A 21,390-nucleotide genomic window follows, 5' to 3' on the forward strand; every position below is an offset into this window, starting at 1 on the left:
GGCTAATGATAGTAAACAAGCATTAGCTTTATATGTATTTAAGCTAGTAAAGGTAAGTGAGTTTATGAAAAAGTACTATGAGCAAAAACAAATTATCCTTTTAATTAACCAACTTTGTATGATTATTTTTTTTTGCTATGAATTTTTGCAACATAATATTGTAGGAACAGCAAAGTTGCTTCCATTAGCAATTATAACGATTATGGTTATTTACGGAGCCTACATTGGTTTTGTAAACATGAAAGAAAATATTACTTTATGGAAGTTTTCTAATTTGCTAATGCTTGCTTCATGGCAGTTTTTATTCACACTTAGTGAAATACAAATTTTTTATACATTAAGTACGCTGCTTAGTGTAGTGATTTTATATCAGACAGCACAGTTTTTTCTCTTTTTCTTTTTTCAAGATTCTACTTATATGTATAAAAAAGAAAAAGACTGGATTTTACAGATTATATGTTTATTAACATTGGTTGCGAAATTGATAAACGATAAAATGTTTGCCATTCTATTTTTATGTCAATTCGTTTTAAGTTTTATTTGTATTGTTTTCTTATTTTTGAAACATCGAAGACGAATCATGTTTATCTTAAAAAGTGAAAAAAAGCATCTACTTAGATCTGTTGCTGTTCTTATTTTTTTCTTTATTGGATATGCTGCCTTCTTTGCAGAAAACCCCGAATATTTAAGCAATCTAGGGTGGTATATCATGATTCTTTTCCCTTTATTTAGTATTCATGCTGTTGCTTTTAAAAACCATATATTTATGAAGAAGTATTTTCTTTTAAAGGAAGGTAAAAGGGGACTGATACTTTTCTTTATTCTTGTTTGTATGATTTCCCTTGGGATATTGTTTAGGTTTAATATGATTGCCTATTTCATCATTATACATACGCTTTTTTGGTTTGTTTTGCTTCATTTCACGTTATTATATAAAGACATAAAAAAAACGATTGTTAATTCAGATACAGAAGAACCAAAAATTATGTCAGACAGCTCTTATGCTTATAATCTCGTAGAGATAGCGAAAGAGGAAAAGTTGAAACGTGATTTTTCTAATTATTTGCATGATGAAATTTTGCAAGATATTTTAGCTGTTAAAAATATGATGAATAAATCTAACAAAGAGGAGATTCATGAAATCATAGTAAAAACGTTGGATCACTTAAATTTGTCTATACGAGTACAAATGGAAGAGTACTATCCAACACTATTAAAAACACTTACATTTCAAGAAAATTATAGTAGTTTGCTTGAAATGATACAGCAAAAATATGGAATGAAAAATATTGATATATCTTTTAATTGTAGTGAAAATTTATTTTTAGTTGAACCCTATCAGCTTGTTATATACAGAATTTTAAAGGAATTGGTAACAAATGCATTCAAGCATTCTAAATGTTCAAAGCTAGTTGTGAGTTTAAAACAAGAAAATGACGAAATAGAACTTATAGTAAAAGATAATGGTATAGGCTTAATGGTTAATGAAAAGTACGTTCGTAATGATCACAGAGGATTGAATTCTATTAAAGAACAACTGTTTTTATTAAACGGTAAAATGACCATTTCAGAATGTAATCCTTCTGGTTTGTGCATTACGATTCTTATCCCAATGAAAGGAGATGATTCCTATGAATATTTTATTAATAGATGATCACGCTTTATTTGCAAAAAGTTTAGAGATAGCCTTGGAAGATTATCCTGAAATAGATCATTTTTACTCATTACAAAGTATTGAACAGGTTACTGCATTCATCAATGAGTGTAAGCCAGATATTACATTAATCGATATTAATTTAAGTAATATTAGTAATGAAGATGGTTTAGGCGTAGCAAAAAATATTTTAGATAGCAAATGTGACACGAAAATAGTTATATTAACAGGCTATGATTTACCTGTTTATCGGTATGAAGCTCAAAAAATCGGTGTAAGTGGTTTTATTAATAAAAACATTATGCCAGATAAGTTGTTGCAAATTTTAATTGAGGTTAATAAAGGTACTTATTATTTTCCAATGTCTACGGATCATGTTGAGGAATTAACCGATAGTGAAAAACAAATTTTACAATTACTATGTGATGGATGTAAGCGTAAAGAAATTGCTTCTATCTTATATGCTAGTGAACGCACCATTTCAAACCATATTCAACACATATTTGATAAGCTGGATGTTTCATCTTCGTTAGAAGCTGTAACAAAGGGAATAAAATTAGGATATATTCAGCCTAATTATTAAAAATAGTTATTTGAACTAATAACTTTAAGCAAAAAAGGGATGTGACATATGGGAGTAAAGTAAATTATTTGTATGCACATTCAACGAAAATTGAGCTCGAACTGATAGTTATCGTTTATACCTTCTTGAAACAAGTGGAAAAAAACCGCTTGTTTCAAGAAAAAAATATACAAAAAAAGAACACCCACAGAGAAATGTATTTTCTTTGTGGGTGTTCTTTTTTAAAAGGGAATTTTGAGAGACCTTCTTTTGGTTATCTTAAAGGTGTCGAGTTTTAAAAGAATTATCATGTTTATGAAAATATGTAACCCACTACTAAAGTTGTAAAAAATCTAGTCAATATGTAGCAAGTATTATTAATTGAAAAAATGTAAAATAAATTTAAGAATCAAAATGTTGGAAGGGAGAGAGAAAACAATTGGATAGAGAAAATAATAAAAAACTTGTGGTAATCACTGGGATAACGCAAGGATTAGGTCGGGCATTAATTGACCGTTTTTATGAACTAGGTTGGTTGATTGTTGGATGTGGGCGTTCCAAAAGTAAGATAGAACAAATCAAGAGACAATTTGACAACAAACATGATTTTCAATCCATTGATGTTTCAGACGATAAGGCTGTTAAAGCTTGGGGAGAATATATTCTTCAGCGATACGGTGCACCAAATTTACTTATTAATAATGCCTCTATTGTAAATAAAAATGCAACGCTTTGGACTATTTCTTCGGAAGAATTTGCAAATGTTATGAACATCAATGTGAATGGTGTAGTCAATGTGATACGGGCATTTGTACCAGCTATGATTCATAATAAACGAGGGATCATAATAAATATTAGTTCAAGTTGGGGACGTTTCGGTGAGGCAGAACTTGCACCGTATTGCGCTTCCAAGTTTGCTATAGAGGGTTTAACTCAATCAATGGCACTAGAATTGCCGAAAGAACTGGCAGTAGTTGCACTAGATCCAGGTGGAGGCATTCATACTTCGATGCTACAATCATGTGCACCAGAGTATGTATCAAGTTCTCCAACTGCCGAGGCTTGGTCACATGTTGCTGTTCCGTATATGCTTAGCATTACATCAAATGATAATGGAAAATCCCTTACTTGTCCTAGGGTTTGCTAAATTCACTGGTTGAATAATGATTGGTGTTAATGAATAAGAAGGTGTAAAGAATGACGAAAAATTCTCCTTTAACATATAAAGATTTATTAAAAAATAACATTCCATTTAGAAATTTATTTTTTGCATTATCTATCAGTACATTGGGTGATTGGTTTTACTCTGTAGCCCTTATAGGATTCATATATATAACTACTAATTCACCTCAAGTAGTTAGCATGATATTGTTAGCAGGAGCCTTGCCGAGGCTTTTGTTCAGCCCTTTTGTAGGAGTCTTTATTGACCGCTTTAATAAGAAAAAAATAATGATAATAACAGATCTTTTTAGGGGATGCTTAATTATATTGGCGATTCCTTTTTCAAATTATCTACCAGCTTTGTTTATACTGACTATTTTGAACTCAGTAATAAGTATATTTTTCACCCCAGCAAGGCAAACAATTATACCTGCCATAGTCCATAAGAATGATCTTGCTATAGCTAATTCTCTTTCTAATGTGATTTATGGAGCCATGGGAATTTTGGGTGCTTCATTAGGCGGGGCATTAACGGCATTGATTTCTTATAAATTTGCTTTTTTAATTGATTCTTTATCCTTTTTTCTTTGTGCTTTAATCGTATCATTTACTGCAATTCCTTTAATAAAAAACAGCACTCAATCACAGCAGACGACTTACATGCAAAGTATAGTAGAAGGATTTAGATTTATTTTACAAAATAAGATTGTATCAGCTTTAGTGTTTGTTGGTATGTCTTGGGGAATTGTAGCAGGGGCCTATCAAGTACTAATCATCATATATGCTACTAAAATTTTTCATGCAGAAGATATTGGTATTGGGATACTTTATTCAACTCAAGGGTTAGGTACATTAGTTGGGAGTTGGATTGTTGCTAAATATTATAGTACAAATACAAACAAAATGAAAAAAGTGTTTGGATGGGCCTATCTCATTCAAGGGTTATTTTTCGTATTTTTTATCATTTCGAGCCAATTATGGTTAGGTGTAATTTTATTATTTATTATGCGAGCAGCTGGAGGATTAATCTCTCCTATAGATAGTACACTACTTCAAAAATATACACCTAATGAAATGTTAGGGCGGGTTTTTACTTTTCATACTGTTACGTATTCCTCTTTTATGCAACTGTCTACTTTTTTCACTGGTATTTTGCTAAGCTACATTAGTCCTCAATGTGTCGGGCTATTATTTGGTTTGCTTTGTGTGATTGTGAGCTTATATTGGTTAATTGCATACTACACAAACAAATTGACTGAACCTGTTGGAAAGCAACCAAGTATTGAACGTTCTTGTTAGAAGGATTTACATATACTTTCAGTGAAGATATACAACTTCTTTAGGAAGATTGTATTTAACTAGAGTACTAAAAATTTTTACTTCAACAAAATAAGGCAGATAATCATTCAAAATAGATGAATGATTATCTGCCTTATTTTGTCTGTATTTAGAATTCATACTTCCTCTAATAAATATAAATGTTTAGATATTCAGTTACAATTGCTTATTATATATTTTTGTTTATAAAAAATAAAAATTATTTATTTTCTCCATTCATTGCATACAAATAAAAAATATAATCAGTCGAAGTTCCTGTATAACCTAGCTGTCTTAACATAGCCGTTATATTCCCGCGATGATATGTCCCATGATTCACAACATGTTGAATCAATTCAAAGGCATTCGTGTCTAATCGTCCAAAGTGAGGATGTTCAGGTGAAATGACTTTCTCAAAGTTTTCTTCACGGGCGAAAAAACCTTGATAATCTTCGGATAAAGTAAAAAATAATTGTTCCATTTCTTGAAGAGTTGTATCTTTTATTTTTTCTGTAAGCTGTACGGCAGATGTCTTCATCTCATCAAAAGGTTTTCCTAATAAAGTACCTAGCCAGATTGTATCAGCAATATACATATGTATAAACGTTTGTGAAATAGTAGGGAATACACTTTGTATTTTTGTAGACCAAACGTCACCTGGTAATGTCTTTAAGTGTTCAAAAAGCCTTTTGTTAGCCCAAACGTGATAATTATAAGTTTGTAAGACAGAATGCTTCATTAAAAATTCCTCCAGTTTCAGTTGAATTCAAATTATAAAGAAATAGCTTACTTTAAATATACAACCAACGTTTATGACTTTCCTGTTAGAAACTATGAAAAAGCGGTTTATTAAGAGAAAAGGGGGATCTTTTCCTTTGCCCTGTATAGTTTCACGTCTCAAAGCAAAAAGTAACGTTGGAGGTGAGCAAAATGGGTCGAAAAATTAAACAGGATCCTTCAAGAGCAGGTCTTGGCTCTTCTCAAGTTGAAGGTCAAGGAACGACTACGAGCGAAACAGGTTCCGCTAAAGTTCCTTCATCAAATAAGAGGCAAAAACGTAGTTAATTATAATTAATTATTTTTTCGTTGTTGAAAAAGCTTTATTTATGTTAAACAAGTGCAATTTTAAGATGAAAATTGCACTTGTTTTCATGCCCAAAATATGGTTGACAATATAAGACTACGAATGTAATATCTTTATTAGACTACATTTGTAATATCGGAAAGGAGAAAGCATAAATATGAAAGAAATTCCTAAAATATCTGAAGCTGAGTTGGAAATAATGAAAGTTCTTTGGTCAAAAGCGCCTCAAACAGCAAATGAAATTATTAAAGATCTTGAAGGGAAAATGGACTGGAGTCCAAAAACAATCCGAACGTTAATTAACAGGTTGGTGCAAAAAGAAGCGATATTGGCCCATCAAGAAATCGGAAAAATGTATACATATACTCCTTTAGTTTCTCAAAATCATTATTTGCAAGTAGAAACAAAGTCATTTCTTAAACGTTTTTATGGTGCAGCATTGAAACCATTGCTTGTAAATTTTTTAAAGGAAGAAAAGCTTTCACAAGAAGAAATTAATGAACTTAAACGTATTCTTGATGATAAAAGTGAAGCTGAGCGAAGAAAAGAACGATGGGTATAGAAATTTTAAATAGTCAACTTACGCAAGTTTTCAATTGGATACTTGAATCTTCCTTAATGGCTAGTATTTTAGTTGGAATCATTTTATGTATTAAACTTGTGCTTAAAAGCAAGCTAACGCCGAGATGGCAGTATATAGTATGGATTATTGTTATTTTTCGGTTACTTTTACCGTCTGCACCTGAAAGCTCGTACAGTATATATAACATCTTCTTACCTAATCGTGAAGTTCCTCCTACTGTCAATGTTTCTACTGTGAATTATGAAAAGACAAATGTTTCCAGTGAAGCGGTCACTATTGAAAGGGGAAAAGGATCATTTACCCAATCAAAATCGCACCATAAAAATTACAGTTCAGTTTACAAAATTGTACTATATGTGTGGTTGTTTGGTATTGTTTGTTTTGGAATTTTTATGATTGTATTAAACAAGCGTGTCTATACGTATATAAAAAAACAACCACTTATTACTGAGAAAAGAATTATCAATCTTTTGGAGCATTGTAAACGTACAATGTCCATTAAACGAAATATTCCTATAGTTGTATCTGGTAACATCTCAAGTCCAACAGTTCTTGGGTTTATAAAACCGAGAATCTTGCTATCTGAAAATCATATGAGAACGCTAGATGATGATCAACTACGTTTTATTTTCTACCATGAATTAGCACATGTGAAGCGAAAAGACGTTGGCATGAATTGTTTGATGAATAGCGTACTTATTTTACACTGGTTTAATCCAATTCTTTGGTATGCATATTACCGTATGCGTGAAGATCAAGAGATTGCATGTGATGCACTTGCGCTTACATATATCGATTGTGAACAGAGAATTGCTTACGGGCATACAATTATCAATCTATTAGAAAACTATTCAAATCGTTATCAGATTCCTAGCTTAGCAAATTTAACAAGGAACAAGCTAGCACTAAAAAGGAGAATTGTGATGATTAAACAATTTCAAAAAAAATCGTATCGTTGGTCGCTATTGGGGCTTACTGCTGTTATTTCTATATCAGCGATTTCATTAGTGAATGCAGAAGAACCTACTCCAAAAGCTAAAAATTTATTTGGAGAAAATCAAAACGACAGACAAATCAGTATGGATGAAGAAGCACCAGATCCTGGACTTAGTATCACGGATATTTCGAAAAAAACAAAGAAAGAGCGCTATATCGTTGTCTTACCAAGAGAAACTCATCGTAGTTTATTTAAAGAGGTATTTTGGAATCAATCGAAAAAAGGAGAATTTTACAAAAAGCAAACCCAAACAAATGATATTGATATTGATCAAGCTTTTGCAAACGAAACAATAGAAGTAAGTCCACTCTCTAGAAAATATAAAATGAATGTTTCTTTTAGTAGAAAGAACCCATGGCCAGTATTTATTTTAGGAAAATTGAAGGATGACAAGGGGAATACATATACATGGAAACAACCTTATCAAAACGAGCATCCATATCAAGATCCTATATTACATTTGGATCATGTAGTGGATTTGCCAGATTTTGAAGGAGAAACTGCAAAAGTAGCTCTTCGTTTTATTTGGTTAACTGATGAAGGGAAATGCTACGGAGTTGGCGATAAGTTATTTATGTTAAAAAAACAAGAAACATTGACTGCAAAGGATCAGGAATATTCAGCATTGCCGCCTGTAACGAAGTAAGATAAGAATGAAATCCTCTAAAAGAGGAGAGTATGGATTAGTAAGATAAAGAGCGTATGTATATTATTATTTCATGTTAATAGAGAGGTATTTTCAAGATGATTTTCCAAAAAAATAATTATCCATAATAGACTTTGTGTAAACAGAGTCTATTTTTATTTGCGTGATTCTTCTGGGATGAAACAACTATATTTACATCAAAATGATAAAACATATTATTTTTGTGCAGAGCAAGAATGTAGTGTAGTGTACTTTAATGAAGAACAGCAAGTATTTATCAAAAACGATCTTAAAGTTCCTCTTTTTCAAAAAGATATAGAAGAAGATGTGCCTGCTTGTTACTGCTTTAATTGGGCACGAGCACGTATTCGTGAAGAAATAAAGCAAACTGGTAAGAGCCAAGCTGTACAAGAGATATCAATGCATATTAAAGATGCGAAGTAAATAATCCTCAAGGATCTTGTTGTCTAGGGAACGTATCTGCGTTTATAAAGCAAGTTGAAAAATAGTATGATTAACTTCCGCTAACATTAGCTATGTGAATGAAGCAAAAAATAGCTAGAGCTCGTAGTAGTTATATATTTCAGCTCTAGCTATTTTCGTTTATTCAGAATCAATAAGGTTAACATCCCTAATTTTCATGTCAGGTTGTTGAGCTAATATTTGTTGTTTTGCTTCTTTAACATCACTCGCTTGTACTTTTTTGTAATATACAACTCCTTTAGGACATTGATATTCAACATTATAGTCTTTCTGTTTAGAGTCCATTTTTATTCCTCCTTACATTATGTGAATTTTTTAGGGACTATCTCTTTTGATGTTTTAGATATATTTGTTAAAAATATCTTCTTATAATATCTCTACTTATAAAAAGCTCAAAAAGAACATTATACTTTCGATAGCTTACTTAGTTTTATAAAGTTATCTTGTTTCGTTTCCTTACCTGCCGTAGCACAAGATAACATAACAACCCAAGCGGGCCAAACATCAGGATAAGGAATAAGATTATAGATTGCAACGGTATGGATACATACCGATGTTCCATGTTATCCCTATAAACGTAATGGCCAATCGCTTGATCGAAACAGAGTAAATGAAGCCAGACGAGTAAGGCAAAGTCCGGTTTGGACAACAGCCGGATGACACCTTCCGCCGACCCGAAATCTTGAACGAATCCAAAGCCTGAGCCTACGATAACCATGATGATTCCAACAGCATAAAGTGCAGCGAGATACATAGGAAAAATGGCTATGCCCGCGAGAAACTTTGTGACTTGCCACGTCGGTAACAATATCAAAAGAAGCCAGAGCAGTATAGCTATGCTGGCAAGGGAAAACAGCTTTTCATACATCGTTACAATTCTCCTCTCCAGGAAAATGTTATTTTAATTTCTATGCGATGATGGATTGGCAGACATCGGCTTCAGTCTCAGCATTTTAAATACAGCGGAAACGAATATGGCAAGCCAGATGAGCAGCATGGTGCCGGAAAGAGCCGGCAGCAATGTCAGTTCAAAAACGGAACGTCCGAGGGCGGTTTGTAAACCAATCAGCACGATGGAAAGCGTCCAGGCGAAACCTCCAAAATGAATTCGCCGCAGGGCATGCCTACTACATGTATATGTCCGCTCCGATACCCATCCTAGCAACGTTAGTGCCTGCAAAGCATGAAAGCTGAGCCCATGAAGGACAATTAAGTTTCCTGCCTCGCCCGTATATCGGCCTTGCAGCGCGATCATCCATATTCCTGAGGCAAAGGCAATAATAGTTGAGAAAAGTGCATAGCGGATGCCCAATACTAAAAGCGGACGTTCATTCATCTGTCCTTTGCGATAAAACGGGATGGCAAGCAGTACAGTCACGATGATGATCAATAACGAATCAAGCCCGAACAAAGCACCGGCAATCGAATCGATAGCAGAGTTGGCACGCGTAAACCGTGGATTAATCCCGCGAAAATGCTGGATCGTTTCGACCGCATAGGCATATAGAGTTGTCAGTGTGAAAGTCCAACGAATAGCTGTCCGTTTGCGGGAACTCAGCCCTGTTATCGGTAAAATGGCTGCTATGGACAAAATAAACAATGCGATTGCGGCATTGAAAGAAAACGCTTGCTCCAAGTCGCCTTTTGGAAAAGTGATTGCCCCGTATAGTTCAATATATACCGCAACACCAACTGCAAGCACAAAGCCAAGCATGCTAATAATTACGAGAAGCTTTTCTCCATCAAAGAGCTTCATCCCCGGCATTGTGTCGACCTTTTGATTGCCTGCCTTCATCAATTGATCATTCCTTTCTCATGATTTCTCTTAAGGGAAATGAATTTCATATTTTATTAACAAATAAATAAACTATGAAAAAAAGCAGCACTGTTACTACTTGGGCTGTCTGTTGCCGCATCACTGATTTGAACTGTTATGTCGTTTTATCCTTTTATTTTTGTCTATCCAACACTAGTTTGTCCTGAAATGATAATTACTACAATTAAATATCGAAGTGTTTGTGTAGATACTCCACATATCTTTGAGAATTCTCCAATCGATAGCAAGTGGTCTTCTCCGTTCGAGGTGTTTTTTATAGGGAAAAGGAAAAGAACAGCTGATTTTGAGTGACAATAAGTTGTTTCGTTAAAGGGCAGGTTAATTGAGCTTAATAACATCTGTAACTTTATTCAGAAATAAATGTTGTAAATAATGAAAATATAAAAAACTTGGCGGGAGGAAGAATTATGTCTAATAACGTAAGAGCAAGAAGAATCATTTTAGATTTAGCAGTTACTTTAGATGGTTTTATTGAAGGGGAAAATGGGGAAGTTGATTGGTGCATCATGGACTCTGAGATAGGATTTATTCACTTCTTAAATCAAATTGATACTATTTTATATGGAAGAAAAAGCTACGATTTATGGGGACAATTTACTCCGGGAATTGAAGATACTGATACTGAAAAAGAAATTTGGGAACTAGTTCATAGCAAAGAAAAATATGTGTTTTCCAGAACACAAAAAGGAACTGATAGTAAAGCAATGTTCATAAACGATAATATTTTTGAAGAAGTAAATAAATTAAAGAATAAGCCTGGTAAAGACATCTGGCTTTATGGCGGAGCAAGTCTTATTACAACTTTTATCAATTTAGGGCTTGTTGATGAATTTAGATTATCTGTCCACCCTGTTATTTTAGGAGAAGGAAAACCGTTGTTTATTGATATAAAACAGAGGTTGAATTTAAAAATGGTTAATACAAGAACGTTCTCCTCTGGCGTTGTGCAACTAATCTATCATTTGAATGGGAATTAATAATATTGCACATTCCAAAGATAAAATACAATAAATATCATTAAGAAATACTCGATAGTAATTGTCACTTCGTTAACAATAAGGTGCGATTCTTGAATAACATACGTAGAGAATCATTAAACTCTTGTAACTACTCGGTCACTCTATGAAAAACCGATAGAAAAGCATTTTTTTAAGTGGCCAGGGAGGGACTGGCTATGTATAGTAGCGGTCAGGGCCTTTTTCTACCACGCGCAAAATTTGAAAACAAAGAAAGGCAGCGAGGTGTAGGTCCATTTTTATCTTCATGGCAGCAATGATAGGTAAGTGTATTTTCTCTGGCATTATACTCCTTACTAAACTTCTAAATCAAATATCTGGCTGAGTAGTTACAATTAAACTTTATTTCTGGGCATGTGATATATATAAACTCTTTTTATATTTTTACTTATAAAACCTTACAAAACTGTCATATTGATGTAAGGTTATTAGATAGTTCATATACTATTTCGATGTGATAATGAAAGCATAAGAAATACACACCTAGAAAAAATATAATAGAACGAGATAATTGTAAGATGATTTTAAAATTGTCATTTATACTTTTTGGAGTTACTTGACGTTTACTTTCTAAATGTTAACAATAAATAGGTGGATTTGTACGAATTTAGGGGAGATGAAGAGATGTCGATAAAAAAAGCTTTGTTATTCATGTGTATGCTGGTAATTGGTTTAACAGGCTGCTCTATGATTGAAGAAGGTAAGAATTCAATTAACTATGCTCAAAAGGCAATAGACTATGTTAATGAAGTGAGTACGTTTGCAAATGAAGCGCCGGGATTAGTAGAAAAAGCAATCAACGATGGTGCCGCCCGCAAAGAATTAGAAACTAGACTCAGAGAAATTCAAAAGGATATTCCAGCTTTTAATGAATTGACACCTCCTGATGTAGCAAAGGATATGCATCAGCAAATTGTTGGATATAATGAAAAGTTAAATGAATTAATTGATACAACTATGAAGAAGGTAGAAGAAGGAAAAATGGATGTAGAACAATTCAAGAACTCAGACCTTATGCAGACAATTCAACAAGTTCAAGACTTAAAAGATAAGATTCAAAATTTAGGTCAGTAAATATAGTCTGAAAAAAATTCCGTTATGTATAACGGAATTTTTTAGTTTGAAGGTATAACAATCAGTTATTCACCAATTATTGTATATAAAAAATGATACTCCAAATAGGAGTCCCGCCACATCGCTATCAAGCTAAGATAAATTTGTATCCACTTATTTTATTTTGTTGTGCAGCTTTTTATAGAAGGGCTTCTTAAGCTACCCCATTAAGCGGAAAATTCTCCCTTATCGTCCCTATTCGTTGGTATAATATGGTGTATTGTATGATATAAGCAATACAATGAACACCAATAGGAGGCAGGACATGAAAGAGAACGACTTGTATGTTTATCACATTGTTACTAGGGAAAAAATGAGCTTCCCGAGCTTTTGATTAACGGAACAATTGAAGTGGTAGAAATTATTAATGATTTCTCAGCTTAGATTCTAGAAAAGTCTCATATATTTATTTGTAAAAAATTACAAATTAGAGATTGGTATCTCTTTGGACATTAGGAGAATCTTTAGAAATTGCTGTTTAGGAATAAAGGAGTGAATCAATATGAATCGGAAAATAAAAATATTAAAGTACATTATGATTCTAATGGCTTGTCTTGCTGTTTTTGGTACAATTTTACCAAATGCATTAGATCCAAACGAAACAATGGCGGGTAAAATTTCGATTGCAACTTTTGGTACAATAGCTACTTGTTTACTATTTTCTATTACTTATTTTATTTTAAAAAAAGCTATTTTAAGAGGGAAAAAATAGTGTTGGGAAAATTTAGAATTAGAAATCATCAAATAAGAGGCAAAAACGTAGTTAATCTTATTGTTTCATGAGTTTGCTATGTAACGTAGTAAAGTAAAAAAGCCATTGGAATTATGCTTATTTATTCCAATGGCTTATTAAAATTAAAAAGTTCTCCCGTGCACTCTCGATACATATTGGATTACGATAACCTTGTATTAAGCACGCAATCTGTACGACTGTAACTTTTGCATGTTAGAAATCTCTTTATATGGTATAATATGGTTCAGTTTGCGCGTAGGGAGAGTGACAATGAACAATAATTACAAACAAATAACTAGATTTGTTTTGGTAGGATGTATGAATACATTAAACTATTGGCTACTTTATTTATTATTTACTCATGCTTTTCATTTTCATACTTTAACAGCACATAGTATAGCTTTTATCGTAAGTATGATTGGTTCTTTTTTTATGAATACATACTTTACGTATAGAACTAAAGTCACATTAAAGAAGTTTTTCCAGTTTCCGTTAACTTATATTATAAACTTTAGCATTACGACAATTAGTATTTATGTTTTAGTTGATATATTGAACTTCAATAAGGACATCGCACCTTTGATTTCATCTGTAATTGCAATTCCTTTTACATTTGCAATATCAAAAAAAATATTAGTTACAAAAAAAGAAGCTGCTATGTAAAACTATTATAAAAAATTCTTCAGCATTTATGTTGAGGAATTTTTTTATTTTAAAGCGGTTTTTTATTCTGTATTTCTTGGATTCTAATGAAAATTCATCTCGTTTTTTATTTTGTTGAGTTTTCTTGTTGAAGAGAACAAGCATTAAAGAAAAGGTGTTTGTAACGAACAACAAAAAGAAACGTTTGACATATATTAATATCAGTTTAAAATAAAAGTGAGTACTCACTCATTAATGTGAAGAGGAGGAAAGTTTATGTCTCTAATAAACGAGGCTGTAACGCTTAATCATGTTTCCAAGTACTTTGGAAAGAAACAAGTGATTCAAGATATTTCATTTTCAGTTAGAGAAGCTGAAATTTTTGGTTTAGTCGGTCCGTCTGGTTCAGGGAAGACAACACTTATTAAAATGATTGCTGGTATTAGCGAAGCGACATCAGGGGAAGTAACTGCACTGCAAACGGTTATGCCAGATTTGAATGGAATGAAGCAAATTGGATATATGGCGCAAGCTGATGCATTATATGATGAACTATCCGCTTATGAAAATGCTGATTTTATTGCGACAATGTATGGGTTAAAGGGAAAACAAAAGAGAGAACGTATATCTGAAGTTTTTGAGCTTGTGCAGTTATCTGAGGATGCCAAAAAGCAAGTGCAACATTTTTCAGGTGGAATGAAGAAGCGTTTATCACTTGCTATGTCATTTTTGCATGAACCAAAGCTTCTTATTTTGGATGAACCGACTGTCGGTATCGATCCTGTTTTACGAAAATCAATTTGGGATAAGTTTTATGAGCTGAAAAAACAAGGAACAACAATTATTGTTACAACGCACATTATGGATGAAGCAGAGTTTTGTGAACGTCTTGGCTTAATTCGTGAAGGGAAGTTGATTGCAACTGGTTCTCCAGCAGAACTAAAACAACGAACAACATCTGGACGTATTGAAGATGTCTTTTTATTGGAAGGAGCGATGGAACGATGAGAGTATTTGGAGTTGTTATCCGTATTATTCGTCAATTTTTCCGAGATAAACGGTCGCTTGCGCTTATGTTCGGAGCACCGATGCTACTTCTTTGGCTTCTTTCACTTGTATTTACACAAAAAGACTACAAGCCTCATATTGCTTTAGTTGATGTACCAGCACCAATTGTAGACGCAATGAAAAAACAAGATGCTTCTATTTATGAGTACGATAAAGACAAGGCGCATAGGAAATTAGAAGATCAAGCAATTGATGCGATGGTTACTGTAGATCATGGAACGATGAAAGTAACGTTAGAAGGCAGTGATTCATCGAAAAATCGTGCGGTTATGCAAGTTTTGCAAAAGAGTATGGAAAAACCAGAATCGGCAGTGATGAAACCAGATGTTTCTTATTTACACGGCTCAACTGATTTTACGATGTTTGATGGATTAGGTCCGGTATTAATTGGTTTCTTTACATTCTTCTTTGTCTTTATTTTATCAGGAGTTTCATTTGTCAGGGAGCGTTTAAGCGGTACCTTGGAACGATTATTATCGACCCCAATTCGGCGCTGGGAGATTGTTGTGGGTTATATTATTGGATTCGGTATTTTTGCGTTTTTCCAATCCGTCCTCATTGTTAGTTTTTCTGTGTATGTTCTTGATTTATATGTTGCAGGTTCACCGTGGCTGACGTTACTTATTACATGTATGCTTTCATTAACAGCATTAACGCTTGGAACATTTTTATCAGCGTATGCAAACAATGAGTTTCAAATGATTCAGTTTATCCCATTGGTTATCGTACCGCAAATTTTCTTTTCAGGTTTATTTCCGATTGAGTCTATGAATAAGTGGTTACAGCTATTAGGAAAGTTATTTCCATTAACATACGGTGCAGATGCGATGCGGCAAGTTATGATTCGAAATCAAGGATTTAGCGAAATTGCTGGTGATCTTGGTGTTTTATTATTATTTGCGATTGTGTTTACATTCGGTAACGTGTTTGCTTTGAAGAAGCATAGAAGAATATAATGGAAGAAAAAAGGAGCCTATCATGAAAGAGGATTGGTTAGAAGAATTAATTGCCGCTACAGGGACAGATAAGCGCAACGAACGGCAAATGCGTATTTTAGAAGCAGCAGTAGACATGTTTAGTGAAAAAGGATATTCAGCAACTTCAACGAGTGAAATTGCGAAGCGTGCCGGTGTAGCAGAAGGAACGATTTTCCGCTACTATAAAACGAAAAAAGATTTGTTGTTTGCGGTTGTGATGCCAACGTTAACAAAATTTGCTGCACCATTTTTTGTGCAAACTTTTGTGAAAGAAATATTTGACAATACGTATGATTCATATGAAAACTTTTTACGTACGGTTATTCGGAATCGCTTTGAATTTGCGAGAAAGCATTTTCCGATGCTGAAAATTTTAATTCAAGAAGTACCGTTTCAACCTGAATTGAAAGATGAAATTCAACAACTATTCGCAAAGGAAATTTACTCTCGTTTTGAAAAAATTGTGAATCATTTTCAGGAGCAAGGACAAATTATTGAAATTCCAACACCAGGAGTATTACGATTTACCATATCAGCTGTTATTGGCTTAATTTTAACTCGTTTTTTGTTACTACCAGAAGAAAAGTGGGATGATGAGGCTGAAATCGAGTCTACCGTTCAATTCATTTTATACGGGCTAACACATCGGAGGTAATTGTATGAGGCAATTTGTAAAACCAACAGTTGTCGTAAGTAAATGTTTAGAATTTGAAGCATGTCGTTATAACGGTGATAAGCTTTCTGATGCAACAGTACGTAATTTACAGCCGTATGTAGAATTCATTCCAGTTTGCCCAGAAGTGGAGATTGGACTTGGCATTCCAAGAGAAACGATTCGTATTGTCGAGCAAGATGGGATGCAAAAATTAGTGCAGCCATCAACAGGTGCTGATTTAACGGAGAAAATGCAGCAATTTTCAAATGTATTTTTATCTTCTTTACCGGATGTGGATGGTTTCATTTTGAAAAATAGGTCACCAAGCTGCGGAACGCGTGATGTGAAAATATATGCTGGATTAGGAAAGGCACCCACAAAAGGCAAGGGCGCCGGGTTATTTGGTAGTGCAGTCTTAGCAGGATTTGCACATTTAGCGATTGAGGAAGAAGGAAGACTGTCGAATTTTATCATTCGCGAACATTTTTTGACGCAGCTATTTACAATTGCACATTTTAAAACGTTAAAGAAAAATAAAAACATGAAAGCATTAGTTGAATTTCAATCTGATCATAAGTATTTATTCATGGCATATAATCAAACAAAGCAAAAAGAATTAGGGCGCGTCATTGCGAATAAGGAAAAGCGACCGATTGATGAAGTGTTTGCAATGTATGAGGAAATATTGTATGAATTGTTAAATCGTACACCGCGGTATACATCAAATATCAACGTATGTCAGCATATTTTTGGATATTTTAAAAATAAATTGAAGAAAGAAGAAAAAGATCATTTTCTTTCTTTGCTCAGTAAGTATGCTGAAAGGAAAATACCATTAAGTAGTTTACTTACCATTTTAAAATCGTGGGCCATCCGATTTGAAGAAACATATTTACTGAGACAAACATATTTTGAACCGTATCCAGAAATGTTAGTGGAAATCACAGATTCTGGAAAAGGACGAGATTATTAAACAAAAAACTGCATAATTCGACTTTTTTATTCCTATGTTGTTGTAGAACAATGTAGGAATTTTTTTGTGCATTAGTACAGATTCTGTTTTACAATTAAATTGTGACAGAATTGTAGCAATTATCTTACTATTATTCATTCTTCTTTAGAGTAATGTTTGTACTATATACGCACGCGCTGTCGAAATAACGAATTCGATAAGGGGTGTGACAAATGGAATTTACTCTTACTAGAGAAAAACAAATGATTAAAGAAATGGTGCGCGACTTTGCTGAAAAGGAAATCGCTCCGAAGGCTGTGTATTATGATAAAACGGCAGAATTCCCATATGAAACGTTTCAAAAGATGGGCGAACTTGGTTTGTTAGGAATCCCATTCCCTGAAGAATACGGTGGTTCTGGCGGCGATACGTTATCGTATGCACTAGCAGTTGAAGAAATTGGCCGCGCTTGTGGTGGTACAGGGTTAAGTTATGCGGCGACAATTTCATTAGGTGCTTCTCCTATTTATTATTTTGGTACAGAAGAACAAAAACAAAAATATTTAGTTCCAATGGCATCTGGTAAGACACTTGGTGCATTTGGATTAACGGAGCCAAATGCTGGATCTGATGCTGGCGGCACACAAACGAAAGCCGTATTAGACGGTGATGAATATGTAATTAGCGGTGAGAAGTGCTGGATTACAAATGCCGAGTATGCAAATACGATTATTGTAACCGCTATCAATGGTGTTGAGGAAAGCGGTAAAAAACGTATCTCTGCTTTTATCGTACCGACAAATAGCGAAGGATTAACAATTTCTAGTCCGTACGACAAAATGGGCGTTCGTGCTTCTAATACATGTGAAATTGTTTTAGATGACGTTCGTGTACCGAAGGAAAATATTCTTGGAGATATAAATAAAGGATTTAAGCAATTTTTATATACGTTAGATGGTGGGCGCATTTCCATTGCTTCATTAGCAGTAGGGATTGCTCAATCTGCATTTGAGCGTGCACTGCAATATGCGAAGGAGCGTAAACAATTTGGTCGTTCCCTATCAAACTTCCAAGCAATTCAATTTAAATTAGCAGATATGGCAACAGAAGTTGAATTAGCACGCAATATGGTACATAAAGCTGCTTGGTTAAAAGACAATGATAAACCATTCGGAAAAGAAGCAGCGATGGCAAAACTTTTTGCATCTGAAACAGCAAGCCGTGTATCTAACCAAGCTGTGCAAATTCATGGTGGTTACGGATATATGCGTGAGTATGAAGTAGAGCGTCATATTCGTGATGCAAAGCTATTAGAAATTGGTGAGGGTACTTCTGAAATTCAACGTCTCGTTATTTCAAGACATTTAGGATGTCGCTAAGAGGAGGGTTCACTATGTTTCGAAAAATATTAATTGCTAACCGCGGTGAAATTGCTGTTCGTATTATAAAGACGTGTGAAAAACTAGGAATTCAAACAGTGGCAATTTATTCAGAAGCTGATGAATCTGCCCTTCATGTGAAAATGGCAAGTGAAGCACATCTTGTCGGCGGTCCGCGTGTTCAAGAAAGCTATTTAAACCTTGAAAAGATCATTGAAATTGCAAAAGAAACAAAAGTAGAGGCAATTCATCCAGGTTACGGATTGTTGTCAGAAAATACAACATTTGCATTGCGTTGTGAAGAAGAAGGAATTGTCTTTATCGGTCCTTCCAAAGATGTGATTGCAAAGATGGGAAGCAAAATTGAGTCTCGCAAAGCAATGTTAGCGGCTGAAGTTCCTATTGTACCTGGTATTTCATCTAGCATTCCAACTGTTGAAGAAGCAAAAGAAATTGCAGACCAAATTGGTTATCCACTTATGTTAAAGGCATCCGCTGGTGGCGGGGGCATTGGTATGCAAGTGATAGAAACTGAACAAGCGCTCACTCAAGCGTTTGAAAGTAATCAAACGCGTGCAAAGAATTTTTTCGGCAACGGAGAAATGTATATGGAACGATTGATTACAAATGCGCATCATATTGAGATTCAAGTGCTTGCTGATAAACAAGGGAATACGGTGTATTTGTGGGAACGTGAATGTTCGGTGCAGCGCCGTAATCAAAAAGTAATTGAAGAAGCGCCATCTCCATTTTTAGATGAAGCAGCGCGCATAGAAATGGGAGAGGTTGCAGTGAAAGCTGCGAAAGCGCTCGGTTATACAAATGCAGGAACGATTGAATTTCTTGTTGATGATGAGAAAAATTTCTATTTCTTAGAAATGAATACGAGATTACAAGTAGAACATCCGGTAACAGAAGAAATTACTGGTCTTGATTTAGTTGAGCAGCAATTGCGAATTGCATCAGGCGAAACCCTTTCGTTTACACAGGATGAAGTAAAGCGTAGTGGTCATGCCATTGAAGCGCGCATTTATGCTGAAGATCCAAAAACGTTTTTCCCATCACCAGGGAAAATTACATCTCTGTCTCTTCCAACAGCAGTGCGCATTGATCATTTCTTAGAAGATGGTGTAGCAATTACTCCGTTTTATGATCCGATGATTGCAAAAGTAATTGCACATGGGGAAACGCGAGGAGAAGCAATCCAAAAGCTACAAGCAGCATTAGAAGAACTAAAAGTAGAGGGTATTAAAACAAATACGCCGATGCTTCTGCAAGTCTTAGAAGATGAAGTATTCCAGAGTGGCATTTACACAACAAGCTTTGTAACGAAGCAGCTTGTGAAAAAATAAAGGTTACGAAATTTAAAGGGGGAAATAAATGATGACAAAAGTATATGCATCGATGGCAGGAAACGTTTGGAAAATTGTAGTGGGTGTAGGAGATACAGTAGAGGAAGATCAGGATGTCGTCATTTTAGAATCTATGAAAATGGAAATTCCAATCGCTGTAGAAGAAGCTGGCACTGTTATGAAAATTCTTGTGCAGGAAGGCGATTTTGTTAATGAGGGAGATGTATTAGTAGAAATCGAATAGTGAGAAACGGGGTGCAATCGATTGAAATTACCTTCTTTTGCTTCTATTAAAGAAGTCGGGCCGCGTGATGGTTTGCAAAATGAAAAGAAAATTGTTGGTACAAAAGATAAAGTGAAATGGATTCATATGCTGGCAGACGCAGGTCTTTCCTATATTGAAGTTTCATCTTTCGTTCACCCTAAATGGATTCCTGCTTTGGCCGATGCACAAAATGTGTTTGCTGCGCTTGAGCGGAAACCGCACGTTACATATGCAGCTCTCGTTCCAAATCAAAATGGTTTGGAACGGGCGCTGTTGCAAGATATAGATGAGGTGAACGTCTTTTTATCTGCTAGTGAAACTCATAATAAGAAAAATATTAATAAATCAATTGATGAAGCACTTTCTGTTATTGAAGAGATAACGAAACAATCATTATTTTCTGGGAAAAAGGTACGTGGTTACGTATCAACTGTATTTGGTTGCCCATATGAGGGCGAAGTGAACGTTCATACGGTTGATGAACTTTGTAACAAATTGTTTTCATATGGCATTTATGAAGTATCACTTGGGGATACGATCGGGGTGGCAAATCCAGCGCAAGTAGAGCGTGTATTAGAGCACTTACTCCCAAAATATGATTCTTCTAAGTTTGCGATGCATTTCCATAACACGTACGGCATGGCACTTGCTAATGTAGTAAAGTCATTGGAATGCGGTGTTACAACTTTTGATAGTTCATGCGGTGGTCTTGGCGGATGCCCGTATGCACCAGGTGCGTCTGGGAACGTTGCAACAAATGATTTAGTTCACATGCTTCATAAACTGGGTGTACAAACAAATGTAAATGAAGAAAAGCTATTACAAGCAACAAAATTTATCCAAAGCAAGCTAGGTACGCAGATTCCGAGTCATGTGTACCGCGCTTTGCAACATAAAACAGTGAGTAGGTGATC

At 34.5% G+C, this 21,390-nt stretch carries 24 protein-coding genes and 1 pseudogene; 21 read left to right on the top strand and 4 right to left on the bottom strand.

Going from position 1 to position 21,390, the window contains the following annotated elements; translation table 11 throughout:
* Positions 1-64 precede the first annotated feature (64 nt).
* The 4 genes from BM350_RS14615 to BM350_RS14635 all read left to right on the top strand — a co-directional run bounded on the left by BM350_RS14615 (position 65) and on the right by BM350_RS14635 (position 4,676).
* Positions 65-1,654 carry a sensor histidine kinase gene (locus BM350_RS14615; protein ID WP_090912585.1) on the top strand — a complete coding sequence of 530 codons (1,590 nt, stop codon included), beginning with the start codon at positions 65-67 and terminating at the stop codon, positions 1,652-1,654.
* On the top strand, positions 1,623-2,237 hold the full coding sequence (locus tag BM350_RS14620) for a response regulator transcription factor (protein ID WP_139207567.1): 615 nt from the start codon (positions 1,623-1,625) through the stop codon (positions 2,235-2,237). Before BM350_RS14615 ends, BM350_RS14620 begins: the two co-directional genes overlap by 32 nt.
* Before the next feature lie 418 nt (positions 2,238-2,655).
* Positions 2,656-3,363 (top strand): SDR family oxidoreductase, encoded by a 708-nt coding sequence (locus BM350_RS14630; protein ID WP_090911461.1) that lies wholly within the window; start codon positions 2,656-2,658, stop codon positions 3,361-3,363.
* A 50-nt stretch (positions 3,364-3,413) separates the two neighbouring features.
* Positions 3,414-4,676 carry an MFS transporter gene (locus BM350_RS14635; RefSeq protein WP_090911459.1) on the top strand — a complete coding sequence of 421 codons (1,263 nt, stop codon included), beginning with the start codon at positions 3,414-3,416 and terminating at the stop codon, positions 4,674-4,676.
* Positions 4,677-4,914: 238 nt separating this feature from the next.
* Here the strand turns inward: BM350_RS14635 and BM350_RS14640 are convergent, their stop codons facing one another.
* The gene (locus BM350_RS14640; protein WP_090911457.1) at positions 4,915-5,433 is read right to left on the bottom strand and encodes a DinB family protein; all 519 of its coding nucleotides are present in this window, start codon (positions 5,431-5,433) and stop codon (positions 4,915-4,917) included.
* 191 nt (positions 5,434-5,624) lie between these two features.
* Between BM350_RS14640 and BM350_RS14645 the strand changes: the two genes are divergently transcribed.
* The 4 genes from BM350_RS14645 to BM350_RS14660 all read left to right on the top strand — a co-directional run bounded on the left by BM350_RS14645 (position 5,625) and on the right by BM350_RS14660 (position 8,448).
* Positions 5,625-5,759, top strand: coding sequence for a YuzL family protein (locus tag BM350_RS14645; protein ID WP_090911455.1), 135 nt, complete (start codon positions 5,625-5,627; stop codon positions 5,757-5,759).
* A gap of 176 nt (positions 5,760-5,935) precedes the next feature.
* Positions 5,936-6,340, top strand: a complete 405-nt coding sequence (locus tag BM350_RS14650; protein ID WP_090911454.1) for a BlaI/MecI/CopY family transcriptional regulator — start codon at positions 5,936-5,938, stop codon at positions 6,338-6,340.
* Positions 6,331-8,004: a M56 family metallopeptidase gene (locus BM350_RS14655; RefSeq protein ID WP_090911452.1), complete on the top strand. Its 1,674-nt coding sequence runs from the start codon at positions 6,331-6,333 to the stop codon at positions 8,002-8,004. Before BM350_RS14650 ends, BM350_RS14655 begins: the two co-directional genes overlap by 10 nt.
* Positions 8,005-8,181: 177 nt before the next feature.
* Positions 8,182-8,448, top strand: coding sequence for a hypothetical protein (locus tag BM350_RS14660; RefSeq protein WP_139207566.1), 267 nt, complete (start codon positions 8,182-8,184; stop codon positions 8,446-8,448).
* A 159-nt stretch (positions 8,449-8,607) separates the two neighbouring features.
* On the opposite strand, the gene BM350_RS26980 is transcribed toward BM350_RS14660, so the two are convergent.
* From BM350_RS26980 to BM350_RS14670, 3 genes are all read right to left on the bottom strand, one after another.
* Positions 8,608-8,772 carry a hypothetical protein gene (locus BM350_RS26980; protein ID WP_170857715.1) on the bottom strand — a complete coding sequence of 55 codons (165 nt, stop codon included), beginning with the start codon at positions 8,770-8,772 and terminating at the stop codon, positions 8,608-8,610.
* Between the two features lie 145 nt (positions 8,773-8,917).
* Positions 8,918-9,355 carry an ABA4-like family protein gene (locus BM350_RS14665; protein WP_090911448.1) on the bottom strand — a complete coding sequence of 146 codons (438 nt, stop codon included), beginning with the start codon at positions 9,353-9,355 and terminating at the stop codon, positions 8,918-8,920.
* A gap of 33 nt (positions 9,356-9,388) precedes the next feature.
* Complete coding sequence (locus BM350_RS14670) at positions 9,389-10,282, bottom strand: hypothetical protein (RefSeq protein WP_090911446.1); 894 nt, start codon at positions 10,280-10,282, stop codon at positions 9,389-9,391.
* Between the two features lie 449 nt (positions 10,283-10,731).
* On the opposite strand from BM350_RS14670, the gene BM350_RS14675 reads away from it, so the two are divergent.
* The 13 genes and pseudogenes from BM350_RS14675 (at position 10,732) to BM350_RS14730 (ending at position 21,388) form a co-directional block, all read left to right on the top strand.
* On the top strand, positions 10,732-11,301 hold the full coding sequence (locus tag BM350_RS14675) for a dihydrofolate reductase family protein (RefSeq protein ID WP_090911445.1): 570 nt from the start codon (positions 10,732-10,734) through the stop codon (positions 11,299-11,301).
* A 663-nt stretch (positions 11,302-11,964) separates the two neighbouring features.
* Positions 11,965-12,414, top strand: a complete 450-nt coding sequence (locus BM350_RS14680) for a DUF6376 family protein (protein WP_090911444.1) — start codon at positions 11,965-11,967, stop codon at positions 12,412-12,414.
* A gap of 351 nt (positions 12,415-12,765) precedes the next feature.
* A pseudogene (locus tag BM350_RS26270) lies at positions 12,766-12,837 on the top strand (DUF2441 domain-containing protein); the annotation flags it as partial.
* A 118-nt stretch (positions 12,838-12,955) separates the two neighbouring features.
* The gene (locus BM350_RS14685) at positions 12,956-13,165 is read left to right on the top strand and encodes a hypothetical protein (protein WP_090911442.1); all 210 of its coding nucleotides are present in this window, start codon (positions 12,956-12,958) and stop codon (positions 13,163-13,165) included.
* A gap of 291 nt (positions 13,166-13,456) precedes the next feature.
* Positions 13,457-13,849: a GtrA family protein gene (locus tag BM350_RS14690; RefSeq protein WP_090911440.1), complete on the top strand. Its 393-nt coding sequence runs from the start codon at positions 13,457-13,459 to the stop codon at positions 13,847-13,849.
* Positions 13,850-14,104: 255 nt separating this feature from the next.
* The gene (locus BM350_RS14695) at positions 14,105-14,836 is read left to right on the top strand and encodes an ABC transporter ATP-binding protein (RefSeq protein ID WP_090911438.1); all 732 of its coding nucleotides are present in this window, start codon (positions 14,105-14,107) and stop codon (positions 14,834-14,836) included.
* Entirely contained in the window at positions 14,833-15,852 is a 1,020-nt protein-coding gene (locus tag BM350_RS14700) for an ABC transporter permease (protein WP_090911436.1), read from the top strand. Before BM350_RS14695 ends, BM350_RS14700 begins: the two co-directional genes overlap by 4 nt.
* Positions 15,853-15,874: 22 nt before the next feature.
* Positions 15,875-16,528 (top strand): TetR/AcrR family transcriptional regulator, encoded by a 654-nt coding sequence (locus BM350_RS14705; protein WP_090911434.1) that lies wholly within the window; start codon positions 15,875-15,877, stop codon positions 16,526-16,528.
* Positions 16,529-16,532: 4 nt separating this feature from the next.
* Positions 16,533-17,501, top strand: a complete 969-nt coding sequence (locus BM350_RS14710; RefSeq protein ID WP_090911432.1) for a YbgA family protein — start codon at positions 16,533-16,535, stop codon at positions 17,499-17,501.
* 212 nt (positions 17,502-17,713) lie between these two features.
* Positions 17,714-18,859 (top strand): acyl-CoA dehydrogenase, encoded by a 1,146-nt coding sequence (locus BM350_RS14715; RefSeq protein WP_090911430.1) that lies wholly within the window; start codon positions 17,714-17,716, stop codon positions 18,857-18,859.
* Positions 18,860-18,873: 14 nt separating this feature from the next.
* Positions 18,874-20,211 (top strand): acetyl-CoA carboxylase biotin carboxylase subunit, encoded by a 1,338-nt coding sequence (locus BM350_RS14720; RefSeq protein WP_090911428.1) that lies wholly within the window; start codon positions 18,874-18,876, stop codon positions 20,209-20,211.
* A gap of 28 nt (positions 20,212-20,239) precedes the next feature.
* Positions 20,240-20,455, top strand: coding sequence for an acetyl-CoA carboxylase biotin carboxyl carrier protein subunit (locus BM350_RS14725; RefSeq protein WP_090911426.1), 216 nt, complete (start codon positions 20,240-20,242; stop codon positions 20,453-20,455).
* Positions 20,456-20,476: 21 nt separating this feature from the next.
* Positions 20,477-21,388, top strand: coding sequence for a hydroxymethylglutaryl-CoA lyase (locus tag BM350_RS14730; protein ID WP_090911424.1), 912 nt, complete (start codon positions 20,477-20,479; stop codon positions 21,386-21,388).
* Positions 21,389-21,390 lie beyond the last annotated feature (2 nt).

Origin of the sequence: Bacillus sp. 103mf (genome assembly GCF_900116295.1) — a bacterium.
Lineage (GTDB): Bacteria > Bacillota > Bacilli > Bacillales > Bacillaceae_G > Bacillus_A > Bacillus_A bruguierae.

Excerpts from the sequence above, each read along its gene's own strand:
- BM350_RS14615 (WP_090912585.1), top strand. The coding sequence starts at position 65 with ATGAAAAAGTACTATGAGCAAAAACAAATTATCCTTTTAATTAACCAA.
- BM350_RS14620 (WP_139207567.1), top strand. The coding sequence starts at position 1,623 with ATGATTCCTATGAATATTTTATTAATAGATGATCACGCTTTATTTGCA.
- BM350_RS14635 (WP_090911459.1), top strand. The coding sequence starts at position 3,414 with ATGACGAAAAATTCTCCTTTAACATATAAAGATTTATTAAAAAATAAC.
- BM350_RS14640 (WP_090911457.1), bottom strand. The coding sequence starts at position 5,433 with ATGAAGCATTCTGTCTTACAAACTTATAATTATCACGTTTGGGCTAAC.
- BM350_RS14645 (WP_090911455.1), top strand. The coding sequence starts at position 5,625 with ATGGGTCGAAAAATTAAACAGGATCCTTCAAGAGCAGGTCTTGGCTCT.
- BM350_RS14650 (WP_090911454.1), top strand. The coding sequence starts at position 5,936 with ATGAAAGAAATTCCTAAAATATCTGAAGCTGAGTTGGAAATAATGAAA.
- BM350_RS14655 (WP_090911452.1), top strand. The coding sequence starts at position 6,331 with ATGGGTATAGAAATTTTAAATAGTCAACTTACGCAAGTTTTCAATTGG.
- BM350_RS14660 (WP_139207566.1), top strand. The coding sequence starts at position 8,182 with ATGAAACAACTATATTTACATCAAAATGATAAAACATATTATTTTTGT.
- BM350_RS26980 (WP_170857715.1), bottom strand. The coding sequence starts at position 8,772 with ATGGACTCTAAACAGAAAGACTATAATGTTGAATATCAATGTCCTAAA.
- BM350_RS14665 (WP_090911448.1), bottom strand. The coding sequence starts at position 9,355 with ATGTATGAAAAGCTGTTTTCCCTTGCCAGCATAGCTATACTGCTCTGG.
- BM350_RS14670 (WP_090911446.1), bottom strand. The coding sequence starts at position 10,282 with ATGAAGGCAGGCAATCAAAAGGTCGACACAATGCCGGGGATGAAGCTC.
- BM350_RS14675 (WP_090911445.1), top strand. The coding sequence starts at position 10,732 with ATGTCTAATAACGTAAGAGCAAGAAGAATCATTTTAGATTTAGCAGTT.
- BM350_RS14680 (WP_090911444.1), top strand. The coding sequence starts at position 11,965 with ATGTCGATAAAAAAAGCTTTGTTATTCATGTGTATGCTGGTAATTGGT.
- BM350_RS14685 (WP_090911442.1), top strand. The coding sequence starts at position 12,956 with ATGAATCGGAAAATAAAAATATTAAAGTACATTATGATTCTAATGGCT.
- BM350_RS14690 (WP_090911440.1), top strand. The coding sequence starts at position 13,457 with ATGAACAATAATTACAAACAAATAACTAGATTTGTTTTGGTAGGATGT.
- BM350_RS14695 (WP_090911438.1), top strand. The coding sequence starts at position 14,105 with ATGTCTCTAATAAACGAGGCTGTAACGCTTAATCATGTTTCCAAGTAC.
- BM350_RS14700 (WP_090911436.1), top strand. The coding sequence starts at position 14,833 with ATGAGAGTATTTGGAGTTGTTATCCGTATTATTCGTCAATTTTTCCGA.
- BM350_RS14705 (WP_090911434.1), top strand. The coding sequence starts at position 15,875 with ATGAAAGAGGATTGGTTAGAAGAATTAATTGCCGCTACAGGGACAGAT.
- BM350_RS14710 (WP_090911432.1), top strand. The coding sequence starts at position 16,533 with ATGAGGCAATTTGTAAAACCAACAGTTGTCGTAAGTAAATGTTTAGAA.
- BM350_RS14715 (WP_090911430.1), top strand. The coding sequence starts at position 17,714 with ATGGAATTTACTCTTACTAGAGAAAAACAAATGATTAAAGAAATGGTG.
- BM350_RS14720 (WP_090911428.1), top strand. The coding sequence starts at position 18,874 with ATGTTTCGAAAAATATTAATTGCTAACCGCGGTGAAATTGCTGTTCGT.
- BM350_RS14725 (WP_090911426.1), top strand. The coding sequence starts at position 20,240 with ATGATGACAAAAGTATATGCATCGATGGCAGGAAACGTTTGGAAAATT.